The sequence below is a fragment of the Enterobacter sp. SORGH_AS_0287 genome (assembly GCF_031453695.1).
Classification (GTDB): Bacteria; Pseudomonadota; Gammaproteobacteria; order Enterobacterales; family Enterobacteriaceae; genus Enterobacter; species Enterobacter ludwigii.
This window is the reverse complement of the sequence record NZ_JAVIZW010000001.1, coordinates 882,074-902,959: the sequence shown is the minus strand read 5'-3', so window position 1 is coordinate 902,959 and position 20,886 is coordinate 882,074. Positions and strand designations below refer to the sequence as shown.

The following is a 20,886-nucleotide window of genomic DNA, read 5'->3' as shown; positions in this document are numbered from 1 at the left end:
GACTCTATTTCCGTATTTGATTTATAAATCGCTGACATAAACAGACCAGCTCCGGCTGCGAGAGATAGTCCATATGACCGCAGGGTATGCGCTCGTCCGCCTGGTGAAACCAAAGGCGAGAAATCCAGTCTTGCTGTCCCTGAACCAAAAGATGATGGCAGTCAGGACGCTGACGAGCCACCGGGCCGTAAGCGAAAATACTCACGCGAGACAGGACTGAGGACGGCAGGTGAAGATTATTAAAGAGTTCCAATCCACAGCTTCCGGAAAGTAACAGCGTGTGATCCGCCAATTCCAGCAACGCGATCGCAATGTTTCGATAGCGCTCGGCAAACGCTGCCCTGCGAGAAGTGAGGTAGTCCCGCGCATTGCTGCAACTTGCACGCAATAAACCCGTATCACACCATGGCTGGGTTTGAGGTATCCAGGGGAAATTTTCAGTGACAGGCATAGCCCCCTCCGTCAGCAAAGACTGGAGGAACAAACTCTGCACCGGGCTGAGCGCAAGGTTGCCGGGACGGCTTCTTCCCGTGATAAAAGCGATGTTAAGTCGCATGCCGGTCACAATGAGCTGAAGCGGTCATTACTGAAAACGCGATAGCGACGCGAACGCCAGTGAATATTCCGGTTGAACAAGGCATGAATTAAATGCACAGGCTGCAACAGCTCTGATAACACCGACATCACCGGCCTTGCGGAAATAGTCTCTGACACTAAGCGCTGTATACGGCGCAAGGCAACGTGGCGAACGAGAAGGACCACCGCCAGTAACACGCAATTTATCCCCCCACTGAATGCGAGCACCACCATCGCCCAAAGCAGTAACGGATGTAAACCCTGAAGAAGAAAGATTGCCAGATTCGTACCGGCAGGCTTCTCACGCATCAACAATGTGGCGAACAAAAACCAGCGGTGCATCTGACGAAAATACCGTCTGACATCAGGTACGCTGGTTTGTACGCTCACAAGCGCGACAGACTGTACGATGTTTACCCCTTGCTGAGTAAGAAGCGTTGCCAGCGCGAGATCATCGGTCAGATGTCGAAGGATGGGCGAAAATCCCCCCACGTTTTCCAGCACACGTAAAGGTAACAGGTAGCACATGCCATTTAGCGTTAACGGTCTGACAAAAGGCAGCAACGGCAGATACGTCAGCGCTGAGTTATCATTAACAAATTGTGCCAGCAGTCGCGACGGTAAGTTGTCGGTAGCCACATACCAGGGTAGCGCGGTGACAAGCGAATGATCATCAAGCGCGGCAAGCATCGTGTTCAGCGATGTCGCCGTCAGTACCGCATCGTCATCTAAAATCAGGACCGTCAGGGTCTTAACCTGCTTTCTTCCTTGCTCAAGCTTATATAACTTTGGATTTATCCCTTCCGGCGCTTCAGGGTATGCGCAGATATGAATAGCGCTCTGAGGGTAACGCGCCTGCAACCGCTGCGTTACCCTTGCGGCCTCCGCGTCGTCCACGTCAGTCAGCCAAAGAAACGTTGCGCCAGGCAAATTTTGAAGACTCGCGGCCAACACCGTCTCTAACGCAGGATCACCGCTGAGTATGGGTTGCATGACCGTAATGTCGCTGAAAGAGCAAGAGTTGTTATCCCTTGTGGCTGTAAGCATTTTCTGCGTGATACAGACTTTGAAAAGCAGAATGGCCAGCCATGCTATTGCGATAATTAACACAGGCGCTCTTCCTTGAGTTGTTGTAAAAACGTGCGCAGGCTGACGTCAAAATCCATTGATGGTGGACCAAAGTCATCCAGCATACGCGTAACATTCAGGGTGTTAGTGTAGCCAAAAACGGCAACGCCAAAACGGGTAATCGGCGGTTCTCCCGGCAACGGCAGCCAGCGCCACAGCCTCTCAAGTATGCCAGCAAAACACATCGCAGTTCCCAGGCGCACGGTTTTATGCGGTTGAGGCAAACCCAACTGCTGCAAGACTTCACATAACAGCCGATGGATTTCGACAGATTGACTAGCGGAGATGTTATAGCACGGGCGGAGATGACTGCGTTTCACGGCACGCATCAGGTAATCCCCTAGCACATCGACGTGCATAATGTCGGCCTGCGCTTTTACACCGCGGCTAAGGATAGAGGGCAGCTTTCCTTTTTTAGCCGCAGCCAACAGAGGCGGTAAGAGCAAGCGATCGCCCTCACCAAATACGGCACAAGGGCGAAAAATGGTTTTCTCACCCTGATACGTCTCAACAAGGCACTCTGCCTGACGTTTTGTGCGCCCATATTGGCTGCTAAATTCGGGGCCGATAGCATCACATTCACGCAGTCCTGGCTGGTGCGCAAAACGGTAGTAAACCGCCGCACTTGAAATAAATATGAGTCGTGGAAAGCCACGATGACGGCAAAAATCGATAACATGCCGGGTCGTCTCAACGTTATCCCGGTAATAATCGTGCTCACTACCCCAGGGCGAAGTCCTTCCTGCCGCGTGAATAACCACATCGGGTACGACATCAAGCGTATGAAGCTGGTCTAACCCAAGTGCGTAATACTCAACTGATGCGGGCAACGCGACATGTTCACGGCGCCCGACGCCGCACAGCGAAACGCCGTCAGTATCGGCAAAACGCCGGATAAAAGCCCCGCCAATGAAACCCGATGCTCCGGTTACCATAATCTTCACGGCCATTCTCCGTGTCGCTCAGGGCGTTCACCCATGCGCCTGAGAAAACGCTGCTGGAGAGACATTAAATCGGCGAGGGTGAGTCGTCGATAATCCAGCCCTTCTCGCGCGGCGACATCCTCGATGATGCGGCTCAACTGAGGATAATGGCGATGACTCCAGTGCGGGAAAAAATGGTGAGTCAGATGAAGATTGAGGCCACCCAGCCAGTAACCCATGAACGCGGGCCGTGTCGACCAGTCAAAGGTCGTTGCAAAGGTATGGGAAAGCCTGCCTTGAGCCATTTTGCCCCCCTCAGGGGGGAGCTGAGCGCAGCCCTTTGCCCAGTGCGTCCCGATGACGAGCATGACGAATATCAGAGAAGAGATCATCTGACAGAGCATATAGGTCAACAAAATTGAACCGGCGCTAAATCTGTCGGCCAACAACCACATGGGTAACACGAGGCTGAACGCTGCGTGCAAGGCTTTACCCGTCAAAAAAAACGTCCAGCCGATAATACCCTGCTGCGCCAGATGAGGCGTCACCGGTGTATATCCCCCTCTGTCGAGCCAGTCAGCAATCCAGATATACCAGGGGAAGGTTAATGCGGCGACCAACGGCCAGTAGTAGCGCTGCGCCCGCATAAAGGGGCGCCAGCGCTGCCAGGGCGTCTGGCGCATAAGACCATTTTCTGCGGTGTCCGGATCGTAACATTCTATGTTGGTGAATCCATGATGAAATCTGACATGGCGAACGCGCCAGCAATCGGGATCCAGGCCGAGAGGGATAGCGACAATACGGTTTAACAACGCGTTAGCTTTTTTACTTTTCAGAAAGGCATTATGAGACGCATCATGCACGACGTTCACGGTCAGCAACATCGCGAAAACGATGGCGGCAAAATACCATGAAAAATACAGGGGCAGGTCACTCTGATGAAGCGCTAACGCATAATTTCCAATACAGCCACCAGCCAGCATCACTGTTTTAACCAGCATTCGGCCATCTGCATAGCGATGATCGCCCCGTTCTGTTAACAACGCGCGTGTTTCGCTGTGAAGTGCTGCAACCAGCCCGGGGGGATCGGCGGGAAAGGTCAACCGCTTGTCAGGATTAAACTGGTTCACTTATCCCCCTTTTTGATCTGCGCCCAAGGCCATAGGTGAGTGCAATACCGTGTGCGGCCAGTGCCGCCATAACTGCAACCCAATAGACGTGATTCCAGCCCCAGTAACCCAAGAAAAGCAGCGGTAAAGAGAGCGTGACCAGACACCACATCATCACTCCCCAGCGCTGACCCTCGCTGATCCCACCCAATGCGACAGAGCCAGCTGCCAGCAATATAAACAACAGGGACTGCGCAGCGCCCACGTTATCTATGCTGTATCCGTAGCGCTGGATGTAGCCCAGAACGAGCGCAAACAACAGAATAGCCCCGACACCTGTCATTAATATCGAACAGTCAAACTGGCGATGTCGGAGGCGAACCGTTTTCAAAATACCTGCCATTTGCAAAAAAGGAAGATTACTTTCCTGCATCGGGTTTAACGATGGCTTCCTGCCTTTTACCCCATAGGTCGACTTCTCCTGCGAGGGCATCTCGCAGAACGTACCGAATAATTTATCCCAGAAAATAAAGGTGCCACCGTAGTTGGTGTCGGCATAGCGCTTATTATTAAGGTGATGAACGCGATGATGTGTCGGGGTAACAAATACCTTTTCTAGCCACCCCAGCGTTGGCGTTAATGCGTTATGGTTAAAAAACTGAATGCTGTAATGCACGATGGAAACCGCCAGAAAGACACTCAGCGGTACGCCAGCCAGCGCTAACACCAAAAAGAAAGGGATTGACGTTAATGACGAGTACCAGGAATTTCGCACCCCCAACGACAGGTTATAGTTCTCCCCCTGATGGTGAACAACGTGAACAGCCCACAGTAGCCGAAGCTGGTGATGGAGACGATGAAGCCAGTAGAAACCAACGTCCCATGCTAACAATGTAAAGAGCCATACCCCGACGGCAGACCATCCCTCAAAAAGATTCAGGCTAAAGTGTTCCAGCACAAATCCGTAGCAAAGCACCTCCAGGCACCGGAAAAACCACAGCATAATGTGCCCGGAATTGAGATTGAAAATGATATCGAGCCAGTCAATATTCTGCCGCCGTGTGAACTGAAGAATACAGGCCTCAGCACACACGAAAAACAGCATAAAAAGAACGGGAAACAGGAGTTCACTCACCGGGTATTCCTTTATATTTTTGTCTGCGCACGTCCAGATGCCCTGCCAGCCATACACTGGCCCCTGCCAGCAAAACACCCGCCATTAAATCAATAAACAGATGCCTTCTCAGCTGAAGGATAGAGTAAGCAATAGCACACGCCCAGATGACGCTTGCAACCGCCATCCAGCGTAAACGCCCTGCCGCTATCGCCCAGACGGCGAGTGCCGTCAGCGCAGCGTGCAAAGAGGGAAAGCAATTTTGACGGGAATCGACAGAGACCAGCCATCCCAATACTCTGGAAGAAACACCCTCTCCTGCCAGCGTGGGATACACCATGGTGGTCGGCCATAACAGATATATGATGCCCGCCCCCAGCGCCGAAAATTGCATGGACCGGGCAAGCCACCGCACTCGGTCATACGGCGTTAATAAATATCCCAACGGGACAATTAAGAAAAAGGACAAGTAGAGCCACACTGCATCAGGCGAAAAGGGAATTAACGCGTCAACCCGTAGTGGGGTTAAACGATAACCTTCACCCTGTAACCTGTCGCAAAGCGAATAAACGACCCCGACCGACCCCCACCCCAATAGCATCTGCTTGAGGCGTTGCAGAAACTCACTCATTCCTTTCCCCATTCACGGACTATGCGCCGTCGTTTTGCGTCAAAGTTCGGTGATACGCTTCGGGACTGCAGCACCCATACCAGCCGGGAAGTGTCTATTCCCTGTAACGTAAACAGCTCATTCAGCGCGTCGCGGCAGTGAGGAAGTATTGCTGCGTCACAATCCGCGGTAAGACACAGTCTCTCTGCTTCTGTTTGTACCAGGCGATAGTCTGCGGTAAGTGGGAGCGTGACGGCCAGCACGCGGCTGCAGGGGTCGGCAAAAATAACCTGCGGTTTGCCCGTGCTATCCGGGAGAAGGAGTTGATCGTCCTGTCGACCCTCAATACGCTCAATCGCGCGCGCCGCACTTCCACACGGGCACCGCGCCTCGCGGGCAACCAGTATGTCATCAAGGCGGTAACGGACGATGGGCTGCGTGCTGCGGGTGAAATCGGTGATAACAGGCGTAAAGCGCTTCTCATCCAGCCAGTGGGGCTCGACGTGAATAAACTCCTCGTTCAGATGTAACGTCCCAAAAGAACAGGTTGAAGCTAAAAAACCCTCTGTTGCCTGATAGATTTCACCCACGCTACCAAATACCTGGTGGATAAGTGCCCTGTCCTGTTCCTCCAGAACTTCGGCGACGGAAATCACCTTTTTGACATTCAGCTGCAGCGTTCCGTCCAGAACCGCCAGCGCCAGCGCACGTAATACCTGTGCGGGGGCAACAATGATTGTCGGAGAAAACTGTTCTACATGGCGCAATTGCGGCTGAAACGGCGCCAGTAAATCGTAAAATTCCAGGCTCAACCAGCGGCTGCTCACACTCTGATAAAGGTTATTATTTGCCCTCAGAAACAGTGCAACCCGTTCCCGGGCAAAAAGACCGTCCGGTAAGGCCCTGGCAAGCATCCCTGTAGCCCAAATTTGCTGCTCCTTCGGACTGACAACAAATAACCCACGTCTGCCGGAAGTACCTGATGACAGGCCCACGCTAAATCGGCCTATTTTCGGACTGAAGTCCCGGCTCTGTTCACTTTTCAGCGCGCAGGCCATCAGCGCGTCACGTTTAAGACCTTCAGTGTTCATCTCATCGAAATGCGTCATCATCAGCGCCTTGTCCATCAGCGGCCACTGTCCGAACGGCACCGCGCGAAATCGCTGAAACCATGGGCTTTTCGATAACACGTTCTGCCTGAAGTGATGCAGTTTTTTTTCCTGCCATCTCTCCAGTTTTGCACGTTCGGTAAAACGCCGTCTGCGGGTGCAGAAATAGCGCCACATCAACATAATGAGGTTCACAAATCGCCCTCATGACACAGACGAATATCCATTTTACCGTTTTTCCAGAGTTGATTGAGTTGCCGGAGCGTCTGGTAATAAGCAGAGGGATCGGACATCACCAGACTGGCAAGCCGTGAAGGACCGCGCATCTCCCGGTAATTGTCAGGAGACCAGGCCGCATCTGCGGCCAAAAGTGTCCAGCCGTCCTCTGTCAGGACGAATGCCCCGAAGTGTCCGGCCGCATGGCCTGCAAGCGGGATCAAAATAATTTCGCCCTGACTGTCCGGCAAAACATAGCCCCGCTCAAACGGAGCAAGCGCCTCGGGCAGCCTCAGGGTTTCGAAACCTTCAATGAAGCGCAATGACGACTCAAACTCGGAGGGGAAAAGTCCTGGCACAAATGCCTGACGCAGGGCGGCAAATCCTCTCAACGCTCTCACCTGCTGCCAGCCCTCACCAGAACAAATACAGCTAACATCGGGGAAATCACGCAGCCCTGCGACGTGATCGGCATGGAAGTGCGACAAGATAATCGCATCGATATCGCCCCCGACCAGGCCTTGTGCGTAAAGCTGTTGAGCCAGGGACTGTTTGGGGTCGAAATAAACCGGCGTGACTTGCCGGTAAATGCGAAAAATGCCCGAGCGCGTGTAGTGTTCAAACCAGGAGGAATAGCCGGTATCCCATAGCCATCGGTGTGAACCGACCTCCAGGAGCCAGGCTCGAGAGGGAAATTTGCACACCCTGAGACCAGCGCCTTTTAGAGCCATGCAGCCGATATGGGTGCAATATCCTGTTTCAAACGCGGTAATCTTTGCCATTCGTCCTCAGCCATTCTCCCGTTAGCGCGATGCCTTCTGCCATTGAAAAGCGAGGGGTATAGCCCAACTCCTCTACGGCTTTTTTAGCGCTCAGCGTCATATCGAAACAAACCGTTCCCGCACTGTAACGGGTGACGGGAGGTTCCTTATTGATGCACTTTCCGACTAATTCCATGCCACGCGCGGCCAGTGACACCACCGGCCAGGGAATTGACCGGATTTGATAGCGTAACCCCAGCTGCTGACGCAGCAACGCGTCAAGCATATCAACCAGCCGCTGCGGCTGGTGATTGGTCACGTTATAGATGCTGCCGGAATAAAGAGGCTGGCCCAAGGTTGCACGTTCCATAGCAAAGACCACGTTTTGTACGAAGGTCAAATCCAGAAGCGCTTCTCCTCCCCTGGGCAGACGCAGTATCCCTCCGTCCTGATGGAGCTGACGCAGCAGGCGAGGAACGATCACCTTATCATGGGGACCGAAAAGCCCACGCGGGCGCAAAATGATGAACGTAGTCGCGCTGAAGTTTGCCACCGCATCTTCAATGATGCGTTCGGCTGCCCGTTTGCTGCTGGCGTAGTGGCTGGAAAATGTGTTCGCCAGGTAGGTTTCCGGAAGATCGTAGTGATGCTGAAAATCGAAGTAGACCGCAGGGGTAGAAATGTGGACAAAACGCGGAATGCCCGCGGTGCCCGCAGCCATCGCCAGTTTTTGTGTTGCAATGACGTTAGCCTGCCAGAAAGCGTCCCTCCCTCCCCAGGGAGAAGATTTCGCTGCGCAGTGCCACACGGCATCGCACCCCTCCATGAGCCTGGCGCATTGGTCCAGAGACGCCAGGGACAAGTCGAGTGGGATAAACGTCGCGCCCACATGCCTTAAATGTGCACCTTCGACCGGATTACGGCCCGTCGCCACTACGCTAAAGCCACGTTCCAGCAAATAGTGGACAGCGTTACGCCCCAGCCCGCTGGTTGCCCCTGTCACCAGGATCTTCATGGCATAAGTACCATGCCAGCCAGCGTCAGGCCTGCTGCAGTACCAATAAGCATCGCGGGTTTTCCCGGCGTGAAACGACCATGGATTACCGCTTCATGCAGCGCCGTAGGGATGGAGGCGGCCACCTGGTTGCCGTAGTGACGGTAAACATCAATTAAGATGGATTCAGGGACACCCAGCCGCTTACGCATGTGTTCAAGAGAAAGATGGCTGGCCTGATGCGGAATGACGGTACCGATATCCGACAGTTGCAGACCGCATTTTCCCAGCAGCCGCGCGAAGTAGTCATCAATCAGCGAAGAGGCATACCGGAACAGCGCCTTACCCTGCATATGGAACATAAAATCACTGTCGCTCATGCCCGCTCTTGGGTTGCGACGCGTTCCTCCCGCACGGATTTCACAGAGTTCGCTGCCATCCGGGTACATCTCGATCAGGCTGGTTATAATCCCGCTGTTGCCGTCACCACGCTCCACGATCGCACACGCCGCACCATCACCGAAAATCAACGAAGACTCTTCGTGGCTCCAGTCAATGCCGCGCGATGCTAAATCAGCTGAAACAATGGCGATGCGACGATATGCGCCTGTATTCAATAAACCTGCAGCAACTTCTAAAGCGGAAATAAAGCTGACACAGCTGCTGTTAATATCAAACCCCGCCATACCCGCGGGCATACCCGCCGCCTTGATAATATGAACCGCACTGCAGGGAAGCGCTTGTATGGCAATAGCCGATGCACAAATTAACAGGTCTATGGAAGCAGGTGATATCGTTCCGGCATGTAGCGCGTTATGTAGCGCCTGTGCGGCCAGACCGGCCTGGCTGGCGGTGTGAGAAGCGTGGTAGCGGGTAAGTATACCGGACCGTTTTTCAACGTAGCCTGGCGGTTTTCCTAACCATGAATCCAGATCGCTGGATGTCAGTCTTTCAGCAGGCAAGGCAATGCCTGTTGAGATAATTTTTATTGCGGCCGAAATTTCCGGCTCTGTTGATTGACCCACACCAGTGCTCCCTTCACTAGCTAATCCAACCGCTAATAATATAGGAGCCCCTTCTTTACACAATCTGAAATTAACGGGAGCGTCCTGCTCCCGTGTCGGTTTTCAGCAAATTAGCGACGGGCGCGAACAATCTGATATTTGCGCGTCAGATACTCCACCGGTGCGCTCCAGATATGCACCAGACGAGAGAACGGGAACAGCACAAACAGCGTCATCCCGAGCACCAGGTGCACGCGGAAGATAAACGCCACACCGTCAAGGTGCTCAGACGCACCACCGTGGAAAGTCACCACAGACTGCGCCCAGCCGACCAGCTTCATCATTTCGCTGCCATCAATATGCTGAGCCGAGAACGGAATGGTCAGCAGACCCAGCGCACACTGCACCATCAGCAGGGACAAAATCAGAATGTCCGCGCCGGTGGTGGTCGCGCGAACACGCGGGCTGAACAGACGGCGTTTGAGCAGCAGTAAACCGCCCACCAGCGTCATCACGCCGCAGGCACCGCCGGCAATCATCGCCATTTTCTGCTTCACCTCAATCGGCAGGAATGACTCATACATCCAGTGCGGCGTCAGCATTCCGAGGAAGTGACCCGCAAAAATCCCCAGGATCCCGATGTGGAACAGGTTAGAAGCCAGGTTCATCCCTTTGCGATCGAGCATCTGGCTGGAGGCAGCACGCCAGGTGTACTGGCCGTAGTCATAACGCAGCCAGCTTCCCACCAGGAACACGGTGCCCGCGATATACGGGTAAATGTCAAAGAAGAACATATTCAGGAAGTGCATTATTGCTGTCCTCCGTTAGAGATATTCAAATATTGCGGGGCAACGGCTCCGGCAAAACGACGTTGGTGAGCGGAGATTTCAGACTCACCGCAGTTCTGGTCAGCCATGAATTTCACCTGCTCTTCCTCCCAGACCGCATCCAGCGCCTGTGGCGTATCATCGCGGGCTTCATCGGCGATCTTCTCCGCAACTTTTTCACTGTCGACCGATGCGTTGGCGAGTTTCACCAGCAGGTCGAACAGCACCGCGTAACGGCTCTCGCGCTGCTGAAGTCGTGCGCCGAGCAACGCCAGGATCGGCGCGATGTCCTGCAGCCCCCCCAGCGCCTCCTCTTTAGGCAACTGCGCCAGATACTCAAGGTAGAGCGGCAGGTGGTCCGGCAGCTCGCGGCTGTCGAGCTGCAGGCCGTGTTGCTCGTACTGTCCCATCAGGTCAACCATCGCCTGACCGCGGTCACGTGATTCACCGTGAACATGTTCGAACAACAGCAGCGACGTCGCGCGTCCGCGGTCAAACAGCTGGCTGTAATCCGCCTGCGCATCCAGTAAATCGCGCGCTAACAGGTCCCGGAGGAAAACGGCCAGTGTCTGGGCATCCTCTTTCTCAAGATTTTCAGATGACGCGAGTGCATCAAAGAACTCCTGCTGATGCTGCGCAAGCGCAGCATCCGGGTACTCGAGCAGGCGCGAAACAATGACAAGTTCAATCATTGGTGCGGCTCCGTTTTGCTCGTCACATCCAGGGCATCGATGCGGCGGCTGTTGAAGAGATTGAATTTCGTGTCTGAACCGTGGCAACCGTCGCCAAAGGTAAAGCCACAACCATTTTTCTCCGGGAAGGCTTCGCGAGCCAGTTCACGGTGGCTGCTCGGCACCACGAAACGGTCTTCGTAATTGGCAATCGCCAGGTAACGGTACATCTCCTGCGCCTGGGCTTCGGTCAGACCTACCGCTTCCAGTGCACGGGTATCGTTAACACCGTCAACGGTTTCAGCGCGTTTGAAGTGGCGCATCGCCAGCATACGTTTCAGCGCCAGCAGGACCGGCTGGGTATCCCCTGCGGTTAACAGGTTTGCCAGATACTGAACCGGAATACGCAGGCTTTCCACGTCTGGCAGAATGCCGTTGCTGCCGAGTTCACCTGCATCCGCAGCAGACTGGATCGGAGACAGCGGCGGCACGTACCAGACCATCGGCAGCGTGCGGTATTCCGGATGCAGCGGCAGCGCCAGCTTCCAGTCCATCGCCATTTTGTACACCGGAGACTGCTGCGCCGCGTCAATCACGCTCTGCGGAACGCCGTCTTTCAGCGCCTGCTCAATCACTTTCGGATCGTTAGGATCGAGGAAGACGTCCAGTTGACGCTGATAGAGATCTTTCTCGTTCTCGGTGCTGGCTGCATTTTCAATCGCGTCCGCGTCGTACAGCAGCACGCCGAGGTAACGAATACGGCCCACGCAGCTCTCAGAGCAGACGGTTGGCATACCGGCTTCAATACGCGGATAGCAGAAGATGCACTTCTCAGACTTGCCGCTCTTCCAGTTGAAGTAGATTTTTTTGTACGGGCAACCGGTAATACACATACGCCAGCCGCGACACTTGTCCTGGTCGATCAGCACAATGCCATCTTCTTCACGCTTATAGATGGCTCCGCTCGGACAGGTCGCCACGCACGCCGGGTTAAGGCAGTGCTCGCACAGACGCGGCAGATACATCATGAAGGTGTTTTCGAACTGGCCGTACATCGCCTTCTGCATGTTCTCGAAGTTCTGGTCTTTGGCGCGTTTTTCGAACTCGCCGCCCAGAATCTCTTCCCAGTTTGGACCGCTGGTGATCTTATCCATACGCTGTCCGGTAATGAGCGAGCGTGGACGTGCGATCGGCTGATGTTTGCTTTCCGGCGCGTTGTGCAGGTTCTGGTAGTCGTAATCAAACGGCTCGTAGTAATCATCGATGCCCGGCAGATGCGGGTTGGCGAAGATTTTACCGAGAAGCATCGCACGGTTACCCATGCGCGGCTGCAGTTTACCGTTGATTTTACGGATCCAGCCGCCCTTCCATTTCTCCTGGTTTTCCCAGTCGGTTGGGAAGCCTGTGCCGGGTTTACTTTCCACGTTATTGAACCACGCGTACTCCATCCCTTCGCGGCTGGTCCAGACGTTTTTACAGGTGACTGAGCAGGTATGACAGCCGATGCATTTATCCAGATTCAGCACCATGCCGACTTGTGAACGAATTTTCATTTTACGCTCTCCTGTACCTGGTCATTACCTTCGCCGTCTAACCAGTTAATATTCTTCATCTTACGTACCACCACGAACTCATCGCGGTTAGATCCTACCGTGCCGTAGTAGTTAAAGCCGTAGGCCAGCTGCGCATAGCCGCCGATCATGTGCGTCGGTTTTGGCGTAATACGGGTCACGGAGTTGTGAATGCCGCCGCGCTGCTCGGTGATTTCAGAACCCGGCAGGTTAACGATACGTTCCTGCGCGTGATACATCATGGTCATCCCGGCCGGGACACGCTGGCTGACAACCGCACGCGCCGTCAGCGCACCGTTGCTGTTGAACACTTCGATCCAGTCGTTATCTTCAATGCCCAGATCTTTGGCGTCCGTCTCGCTCATCCACACAATCGGGCCACCGCGGGACAACGTCAGCATCAGCAGGTTGTCGCTGTAGGTGGAGTGAATGCCCCACTTCTGGTGTGGCGTCAGGAAGTTCAGCGCCTTCTCCGGGTTACCGTTCGATTTCGTACCCATTACCGCTTTCACGGAGCGGGTATCGATTGGCGGACGATAAACCAGCAGGCTCTCACCGAAGTCGCGCATCCACTGGTGATCCTGATACAGGGACTGACGACCGGACAGGGTACGCCATGGGATCAGTTCGTGAACGTTGGTGTAGCCAGCATTGTAGGAGACGTGTTCATCTTCCAGGCCAGACCAGGTCGGGCTGGAGATAATTTTGCGCGGTTGAGCCTGAATATCGCGGAAGCGGATCTTCTCTTCCTCTTTATTCGTCGCCAGATGGGTATGATCGCGACCGGTAAACTCACTCAGTGCCGCCCATGCTTTCACCGCCACGTGACCGTTGGTTTCCGGTGCCAGAGTCAGGATCATTTCTGCAGCATCAATGGCCGTGTTCAGCATTGGCTGGCCTTTGGCCGGGCCGTCTGCTTTGGTGTAATTGAGCTTACGCAGCAGGTCCATTTCGCTCTGGGTATTCCACGCAATCCCTTTACCCCCGTTACCGATTTTTTCCATCAGCGGGCCGATTTTTTCCATCAGCGGGCCGATAGAGGTAAAGCGTTCGTACGTTGCCGGGTAGTCACGTTCAACGGGAATAATGTGCGGCGCAGTCACACCCGGGATCAGGTCACACTCGCCTTTTTTCCAGTCCTTCACGTCCAGCGGCTGCGCCAGTTCGGCTGCAGAGTCGTGCTGAATCGGCAGGGTCACCACATCGGTCTCTTTGCCCAGATGTCCTACGCACACTTCGGAGAATTTCTTCGCGATATCTTTGTAGATATCCCAGTCGCTTTTGGATTCCCACGCCGGGTCAACGGCTGCAGACAGCGGATGAATAAACGGATGCATATCCGAGGTATTCATGTCGTCTTTTTCATACCAGGTAGCGGTTGGCAGCACGATATCGGAATACAGGCAGGTACTGGACAGACGGAAGTCCAGCGTCACAACCAGATCCAGCTTGCCGTCCAGACCGTTGTCTTTCCACTCCACTTCTTCTGGTTTCACGCCGCCCTGCTTGCCCAGATCTTTCCCCTGAATACCGTTTTCAGTACCCAGCAGATATTTCAGCATGTACTCGTGGCCTTTACCGGAGGAGCCCAGCAGGTTAGAGCGCCAGATAAACAGGTTACGCGGATGGTTTTTGCCGTTTTCAGGCTGCTCGGCCGCAAAGCGAATGGTGCCGTCTTTCAGTGCCTTGACGGTGTAATCCGCCGGGGTCATGCCCGCTTTCTTCGCCTCGTCAGCAATGCGCAGCGGGTTAGTCCCTAACTGAGGTGCAGACGGCAGCCAACCCATGCGTTCAGCGCGGACGTTGAAGTCGATCAGGTGGCCGCTGTAGCGGGATTTATCCGCCATTGGCGACAGCAGTTCCTGGGCCGTTACCGTCTCGTAGCGCCACTGACTGGAGTGATTGTAGAAGTAAGACGTACTGTTCATATGACGCGCCGGACGCTGCCAGTCGAGGGCAAACGCCAGTGGCTGCCAGCCCGTCTGCGGACGCAGTTTTTCCTGGCCGACATAGTGCGCCCAGCCGCCGCCGCTTTGACCCACACAACCGCAGAAGATCAGCATGTTGATCAGGCCACGATAGTTCATATCAAGGTGATACCAGTGGTTCAGACCGGCACCAACAATGATCATTGAACGGCCATGCGTCTTGTCAGCATTTTCAGCGAATTCACGGGCGATACGGGTGATGTGTGCACGCGGCACGCCAGTGATCTGCTCAGCCCAGGCCGGGGTATACGCTTTGATGTCGTCGTAGCTGGTTGCGCAGTTTTCATCATTCAGGCCACGCTCCAGGCCGTAGTTGGCCAGCGTCAGGTCATACACGGTGGTCACCAGCGCCGTCGACCCATCCGCCAGCTGCAGACGTTTGACCGGCAGCTTATGCATCAGGATGTTCTGCAGCTCAACTTTGTTGAAATGCTCGGACCCTTCGCCGCCGAAGTACGGGAAGCCCACATCAGCAATTTCGTCCTGGCTACCCAGCATGCTCAGACGCAGTTCAGTCTCTTCACCGGTGGTACCGTTACGCTGCTCGAGGTTCCACTTGCCCTTCTCGCCCCAGCGGAAACCGATAGAGCCGTTGGGTGCCACCAGCTCGCCGTTATTGTTATAGGCGACCGTTTTCCACTCAGGATTGTTTTCCTGACCCAGCGCATCCACCAGATCGGCGGCACGCAGCGTGCGGCCTGCTGCATAGTAGCCATCACGCTCTTCCAGCATGACCAGCATCGGCATGTCGGTATAGCGACGAACATAGTCAGTAAAATACTGGCTGGGTTTATCGAGGTGGAACTCACGCAGCATCACGTGGCCCATCGCCAGCGCCATCGCGGAGTCGGTACCCTGTTTAGGTGCCAGCCACAGGTCGCACAGCTTGGCAATTTCCGCATAGTCCGGGGTTACCGCAACGGTTTTGGTGCCTTTGTAACGCACTTCCGTGAAGAAGTGGGCATCCGGCGTACGGGTCTGTGGAACGTTAGAGCCCCAGGCAATAATGTAGCTGGAGTTGTACCAGTCAGCGGATTCCGGCACGTCGGTCTGCTCGCCCCAGGTCTGCGGAGAGGCTGGCGGCAGGTCGCAGTACCAGTCGTAGAAGCTCAGACAGGTTCCGCCGATAAGCGACAGATAGCGAGCACCTGAGGCGTAAGAGACCATCGACATCGCCGGGATAGGCGAGAAGCCCGCGACGCGGTCCGGTCCGTAGGTTTTGACGGTATAAACGTTAGAGGCAGCAATCAGTTCGTTGACCTCTTTCCAGGAAGAACGAACAAAACCACCGCGACCGCGCGCCTGCTTAAAGCTTTTTGCTTTGTCGGCATCTTCGATAATGGATGCCCAGGCATCAACCGGATCGCTGTGCAGCACTTTCGCCTCACGCCACATTTTCATCAGGCGTTTGCGCATCAGAGGGTATTTCAGACGGTTGGCGCTGTACAGATACCAGGAGTAGCTTGCACCACGCGGGCAGCCACGAGGTTCGTGGTTTGGCATATCCGGACGGGTACGCGGATAGTCGGTCTGCTGCATTTCCCATGTCACCAGGCCGTTTTTAACGAAAATCTTCCAGCTACATGAGCCAGTGCAGTTCACGCCGTGGGTCGAACGGACGACTTTGTCATGCTGCCAGCGCTGACGGTAACCGTCTTCCCAGTCCCGGTTGGTCTCCAGAACCTGGCCGTGCCCATCGGCAAAAGTTTCACCCTTCTGTTTGAAGTAGCGAAACCGGTCCAAAAATTTGCTCATCGGGTATCTCCTGTGTGGAGCCTGTGGCTCTCTAAATCGACATTGCTGATTTGCAGCGAAGGTAACGCTCTGATAGATGACGAGAATTGATAACGATCAAGGCGGAGAGGGAGTCTCAGGTGGGGTATTAGATCGATTACCACCAAAGCGGTAGATTTTTAATTTTTATAACCCATTAATTTATAATGATATTTATAATTTATCGTACAAAAAGCAGGGCTAAATTTAACATCTCAGGTATTAAGGGGTAGACCGCCCTGTAAAGCGATGGCGATCACAGTGTTACCCGCAGGCATTGTTCCTCAAACACCATCAGTATGTTGTAACTACTGTAGTGATAAAAAAACGCGGCCCGAAGGCCGCGCAAACGGATAATCACACTTACTTATTTTTCTTGGTATTACGGCCATATACCAGCCACGTAATCACTACGCAGGCGATATAGAAAACGAGGAAGACTTTCATTGCCCCTGCCGGAGAGCCGGTCAGGTCCAGAGAGATACCGAACGCTTTCGGAATAAAGAAGCCGCCAATTGCGCCGATGGCAGAGATAAAGCCCAGTGCAGCAGCCGTATCCGTCGCGGCTTCACGCATGGCCTGCTCTTCGCTTCCGCCCTGCGCTTTAACGCGATCCATCGTCAGCTTGCGGAAGATAACGGAAATCATCTGGAAGGTCGATGCGCTACCCAGACCGGCCGTCAGGAACAGCACCATAAACACGCCGAAGAAGGCGGTAAAGTTCCCACCCTGGCCATTGGCTGGCAGCGTCAGGAACAGCAGCGCACAGAAAACAGCCATGATCACAAAGTTCACCAGCGTCACGCGTGTTCCGCCCAGACGGTCAGACACCATCCCGCCCAGTGAACGCGCCAGGGCACCGATGAACGGACCAAAGAAGGCAAACTGCAGGATCTGCACTTCCGGGAACTGTGTTTTGGACAGCATGGCAAAGCCTGCGGAGAAACCGATAAACGACCCGAAGGTTGCCAGATAAAGCAGCGCCATGACCCACAGGTGGCCGCGTTTCAGCACCGGCAACTGCTCGCTCAGCGAAGCCTTAGATGCCGACAGATCGTTCATAAAGAACCATGCCGCCAGGGTGAAGACCACCAGGAACGGAACCCAAATCCACGCCGCATTTTGCAGGTACAGGGAAGAACCATCCGCCTGCTCGACGCCACCGCCACCAAAGGCTGCAAAAATGGAGACAGAGATTGCCAGCGGTGCAATTAACTGCATCACGCTTACGCCCATGTTTCCCAGACCGCCGTTAATACCCAGCGCACCGCCCTGCTTCGCTTTCGGGAAGAAGAAGCTGATGTTCGCCATACTGGAGGCGAAGTTAGCGCCAGCAAAACCGCACAGCAGGGAGATAATCACGAACACGCTGAAAGGCGTGGAGGTATCCTGCACCGCAAAACCCAGCCACACGCAAGGTACAATCATGATGCCCGTACTGAACGCCGTCCAGCGACGACCACCAAACACCGGCACCATAAACGCGTAAGGGACGCGCAGCAGCGCACCGGACAGCGACGGCAACGCGGTCAGCATAAACAGCTGATCGGTCGTAAAGGTAAAACCCACTTTTGGCAGATTGACTGCCACTGCACTAAACAACATCCATACGCAAAACGCTAACAGCAAACACGGAACGGAAATCCACAGATTCCGGCTCGCTATACGATGGCCGCGCTGTTGCCAGAACGCCGGATCCTCTGGACGCCATTCAGTAATAACGGCACCATTTTCCCTTTCGGGAGCGGATGAGTGACTCATAGACACCTCTGATTCTCGAATGATGCTGCAAACATTAGGGTTTTAGGGCGGCGGTAAGTTGATATAAATCAAAGGAAAAGTGGGAGGTTTTACAGCGCGAAAAAAGCCCTTATCCTTAGTGAGTAGGCTATTTCAGTAAAAAAGACGTGGTTTTTCACGGCACTGAAGCGTCTCCGATACCGCCTCCTCCTGCCGCTTACTCCGTTGGCAATTTAGGGGTAATCCTTTATTGGTATGGGTATACTCCTGGGTATGCACCAGAATAGCGCCATTCCTGCAAGCAGGCCACGTCAGGAGCCCGGCAACTCTATGTTAAAAAGATGTTTATCTCCGCTAACACTGGTTAACCAGTTGGCACTGATCGTTATGCTGTCCACCGCCCTCGGTGTGACCGGTATGGCGATTTCTGGCTGGCTGGTACAGGGCGTACAGGGTAATGCGCATGCCATCAACGAGGCAGGCTCTCTACGCATGCAGAGTTATCGCCTGCTGGCGTCGGTACCGCTGACGGAAGACGATCAGCATCTTATCGACGAAATGGAGCGTACCGCATTCAGCCCGGAGCTGGAACGCGCCGCCATCCGTGACGGGCAGGAATCACAGCTTAAATCCCTGCAAAACTACTGGCACACCCAGCTTCAGCCTGGTCTGAAACAGGCGCGCAATACTGAGACCGTGGCACGGGACGTCGCGGGCTTTGTGTCGCGCATTGACGCGCTGGTCTCCTCTTTCGATCAGACCACCGAATTGCGTATCGACCGGGTGCTAATGGTTCACCGCGCCATGGCGTTGTTTATGGGGCTGCTGCTGATTTTCACCATTCTTTGGCTGCGCGCCCGGCTGTTGAACCCCTGGAAACAGTTGCTGGCAATGGCCCGCGCGGTAACCGCACGCGATTTTACTCAGCGCACGCATATCAGCGGGCGTAATGAAATGGCGATGCTGGGCCAGGCGCTCAATACCATGTCGGAAGAACTCTCAGAAAGCTACGCCGTGCTGGAAAAACGCGTGCAGGAGAAAACGGCAGGGCTGGAGCAGAAAAACGAAATTCTCTCCTTCCTGTGGCAGGCCAACCGTCGTCTGCATATGCAGGTGCCGTTATGTGAACGCCTCTCGCCGGTGCTGAATGGCCTGCAAAATCTGACCTTGCTGCATGACCTGGAGCTGCGGGTCTACGATGTGGAAGATGAAGATAATCATCAGGAATTTACCTGTCAGTCCGACATGTCCTGCGATGACAAAGGCTGTCATCTTTGCCCGCGAGGCTTGCCGCCCCTGACCTCCGGCGGTACGACGCTGAAGTGGCGACTGACGGACAGCCATACCCAGTACGGTATCCTGCTGGCCACGTTGCCCGCCGGGCGGCATCTGAGCCACGATCAGCAGCAGCTGGTCGATACGCTGGTCGAACAGCTGACCGCTACGCTGGCGCTCGACCGCCATCAGGAAAAGCAACAGCAGCTGATCGTCATGGAAGAGCGTGCGACTATCGCGCGCGAACTGCATGACTCCATCGCCCAGTCGCTCTCCTGTATGAAAATGCAGGTCAGCTGTCTGCAGATGCAGGATGCGGAGATGCCGGAAAGCAACAAACAGCTGCTGAGCCAGATCCGCAACGAACTCAATACCTCATGGATTCAGCTTCGCGAGCTGTTGACCACCTTCCGCCTGCAGCTGACCGAGCCTGGCCTGCGCCCCGCGCTGGAGTCCAGTTGCCATGAATTTAGCGCCCGACTGGGGTTCCCGGTGAAGCTTGACTATCAGCTGCCGCCGCGGTTTGTCCCCTCCCATCAGGCGATTCATTTACTGCAGATCGCCCGTGAAGCCCTGAGCAACGTGCTCAAACATGCTGACGCGACGGCGGTCACCGTTACCGTCAGCCAGCACGATAATCAGGTCAGGCTCACGGTTCATGACAACGGCTGCGGCGTGCCGGAAAATGCCGAAAGAACTAACCATTATGGTTTAATTATCATGCGAGACCGCGCCCAAAGCCTGCGCGGTGATTGCCAGGTTCGCCGGCGAGAGACAGGTGGCACGGAAGTCGTGGTCACCTTTATTCCCGAAAAACCGCTCACAACTGCTCAAGGAGAAACCCATGACTAATCAGGAACCGGCATCCATCCTGTTGATCGACGACCATCCGATGCTGCGTACTGGCGTTAAACAGCTGGTCAGCATGGCACCCGATATCACCGTCGTTGGCGAAGCCAGCAATGGCGAACAGGGCATTGAGCTTGCCGAATCGCTTGATCCCGATCTGATCCTGCTCGATCTCAACATGCCGGGCATGAACGGTCTGGAAACGCTCGACAAGCTGCGGGAAAAATCGCTCTCCGGACGCGTAGTGGTCTTTAGCGTCTCGAACCATGAAGAGGATGTGGTGACGGCGCTCAAGCGTGGCGCGGACGGCTACCTGCTGAAAGATATGGAGCCGGAAGATCTGCTCAAGGCCCTGCAACAGGCCGCCGCAGGTGAGATGGTACTGAGCGAAGCCTTAACGCCGGTGCTGGCCGCCAGCCTGCGGGCAAACCGCGCCACCTCGGATCGCGATGTCAGCCAGTTAACGCCGCGTGAGCGCGATATTCTGAAGCTGATTGCCCAGGGCCTGCCGAATAAAATGATTGCGCGTCGCCTGGATATCACCGAAAGCACGGTCAAAGTGCATGTGAAACATATGCTGAAGAAAATGAAGTTAAAATCCCGGGTTGAAGCCGCGGTATGGGTACACCAGGAACGTATTTTTTAAGC

The 20,886-nt window shown here is 54.7% G+C and carries 17 protein-coding genes; 2 read left to right on the top strand and 15 right to left on the bottom strand.

Features of this window, described 5'->3' with window-relative positions:
* Nucleotides 1–4 precede the first annotated feature (4 nt).
* The 15 genes from QE396_RS04230 to QE396_RS04160 all read right to left on the bottom strand — a co-directional run bounded on the left by QE396_RS04230 (nucleotide 5) and on the right by QE396_RS04160 (nucleotide 18,135).
* The gene (locus tag QE396_RS04230) at nucleotides 5–565 is read right to left on the bottom strand and encodes a hypothetical protein (RefSeq protein WP_196297554.1); all 561 of its coding nucleotides are present in this window, start codon (nucleotides 563–565) and stop codon (nucleotides 5–7) included.
* Nucleotides 562–1,686, bottom strand: a complete 1,125-nt coding sequence (locus QE396_RS04225) for a glycosyltransferase family 2 protein (protein WP_020882373.1) — start codon at nucleotides 1,684–1,686, stop codon at nucleotides 562–564. The genes QE396_RS04230 and QE396_RS04225 overlap by 4 nt, the downstream gene beginning before the upstream one ends.
* Nucleotides 1,680–2,654: an NAD(P)-dependent oxidoreductase gene (locus QE396_RS04220; protein WP_032669739.1), complete on the bottom strand. Its 975-nt coding sequence runs from the start codon at nucleotides 2,652–2,654 to the stop codon at nucleotides 1,680–1,682. The genes QE396_RS04225 and QE396_RS04220 overlap by 7 nt, the downstream gene beginning before the upstream one ends.
* On the bottom strand, nucleotides 2,645–3,757 hold the full coding sequence (locus tag QE396_RS04215; protein ID WP_020882371.1) for an acyl-CoA desaturase: 1,113 nt from the start codon (nucleotides 3,755–3,757) through the stop codon (nucleotides 2,645–2,647). The genes QE396_RS04220 and QE396_RS04215 overlap by 10 nt, the downstream gene beginning before the upstream one ends.
* Nucleotides 3,744–4,871 (bottom strand): sterol desaturase family protein, encoded by a 1,128-nt coding sequence (locus QE396_RS04210; RefSeq protein WP_020882370.1) that lies wholly within the window; start codon nucleotides 4,869–4,871, stop codon nucleotides 3,744–3,746. Before QE396_RS04210 ends, QE396_RS04215 begins: the two co-directional genes overlap by 14 nt.
* Nucleotides 4,864–5,481 (bottom strand): phosphatase PAP2 family protein, encoded by a 618-nt coding sequence (locus tag QE396_RS04205; protein ID WP_020882369.1) that lies wholly within the window; start codon nucleotides 5,479–5,481, stop codon nucleotides 4,864–4,866. Before QE396_RS04205 ends, QE396_RS04210 begins: the two co-directional genes overlap by 8 nt.
* Nucleotides 5,478–6,752, bottom strand: coding sequence for a F390 synthetase-related protein (locus tag QE396_RS04200; RefSeq protein ID WP_047366422.1), 1,275 nt, complete (start codon nucleotides 6,750–6,752; stop codon nucleotides 5,478–5,480). Before QE396_RS04200 ends, QE396_RS04205 begins: the two co-directional genes overlap by 4 nt.
* An 8-nt stretch (nucleotides 6,753–6,760) precedes the next feature.
* Nucleotides 6,761–7,567, bottom strand: a complete 807-nt coding sequence (locus QE396_RS04195; protein WP_020882367.1) for an MBL fold metallo-hydrolase — start codon at nucleotides 7,565–7,567, stop codon at nucleotides 6,761–6,763.
* A complete protein-coding gene (locus tag QE396_RS04190) occupies nucleotides 7,545–8,561 on the bottom strand; it encodes an NAD(P)-dependent oxidoreductase (protein ID WP_020882366.1) in 1,017 nt (338 codons plus the stop codon). Before QE396_RS04190 ends, QE396_RS04195 begins: the two co-directional genes overlap by 23 nt.
* A complete protein-coding gene (locus tag QE396_RS04185) occupies nucleotides 8,558–9,565 on the bottom strand; it encodes a 3-oxoacyl-ACP synthase (protein WP_020882365.1) in 1,008 nt (335 codons plus the stop codon). Before QE396_RS04185 ends, QE396_RS04190 begins: the two co-directional genes overlap by 4 nt.
* Nucleotides 9,566–9,675: 110 nt before the next feature.
* Complete coding sequence (gene narI / locus QE396_RS04180; RefSeq protein ID WP_047366389.1) at nucleotides 9,676–10,353, bottom strand: respiratory nitrate reductase subunit gamma; 678 nt, start codon at nucleotides 10,351–10,353, stop codon at nucleotides 9,676–9,678.
* Entirely contained in the window at nucleotides 10,353–11,063 is a 711-nt protein-coding gene (narJ, locus tag QE396_RS04175) for a nitrate reductase molybdenum cofactor assembly chaperone (protein WP_047366388.1), read from the bottom strand. Before narJ ends, narI begins: the two co-directional genes overlap by 1 nt.
* Complete coding sequence (narH, locus tag QE396_RS04170) at nucleotides 11,060–12,595, bottom strand: nitrate reductase subunit beta (RefSeq protein ID WP_014170471.1); 1,536 nt, start codon at nucleotides 12,593–12,595, stop codon at nucleotides 11,060–11,062. Before narH ends, narJ begins: the two co-directional genes overlap by 4 nt.
* The gene (locus QE396_RS04165; protein ID WP_309950045.1) at nucleotides 12,592–16,356 is read right to left on the bottom strand and encodes a nitrate reductase subunit alpha; all 3,765 of its coding nucleotides are present in this window, start codon (nucleotides 16,354–16,356) and stop codon (nucleotides 12,592–12,594) included. The genes narH and QE396_RS04165 overlap by 4 nt, the downstream gene beginning before the upstream one ends.
* Nucleotides 16,357–16,737: 381 nt before the next feature.
* Nucleotides 16,738–18,135 carry a NarK family nitrate/nitrite MFS transporter gene (locus tag QE396_RS04160; protein ID WP_020882361.1) on the bottom strand — a complete coding sequence of 466 codons (1,398 nt, stop codon included), beginning with the start codon at nucleotides 18,133–18,135 and terminating at the stop codon, nucleotides 16,738–16,740.
* A 309-nt stretch (nucleotides 18,136–18,444) separates the two neighbouring features.
* Here QE396_RS04160 and narX point away from each other — a divergent pair, with 309 nt between their 5' ends.
* Nucleotides 18,445–20,241 carry a nitrate/nitrite two-component system sensor histidine kinase NarX gene (narX, locus tag QE396_RS04155; RefSeq protein ID WP_047366387.1) on the top strand — a complete coding sequence of 599 codons (1,797 nt, stop codon included), beginning with the start codon at nucleotides 18,445–18,447 and terminating at the stop codon, nucleotides 20,239–20,241.
* Nucleotides 20,234–20,884: a two-component system response regulator NarL gene (gene narL, locus QE396_RS04150; protein ID WP_003856701.1), complete on the top strand. Its 651-nt coding sequence runs from the start codon at nucleotides 20,234–20,236 to the stop codon at nucleotides 20,882–20,884. Before narX ends, narL begins: the two co-directional genes overlap by 8 nt.
* Nucleotides 20,885–20,886 lie beyond the last annotated feature (2 nt).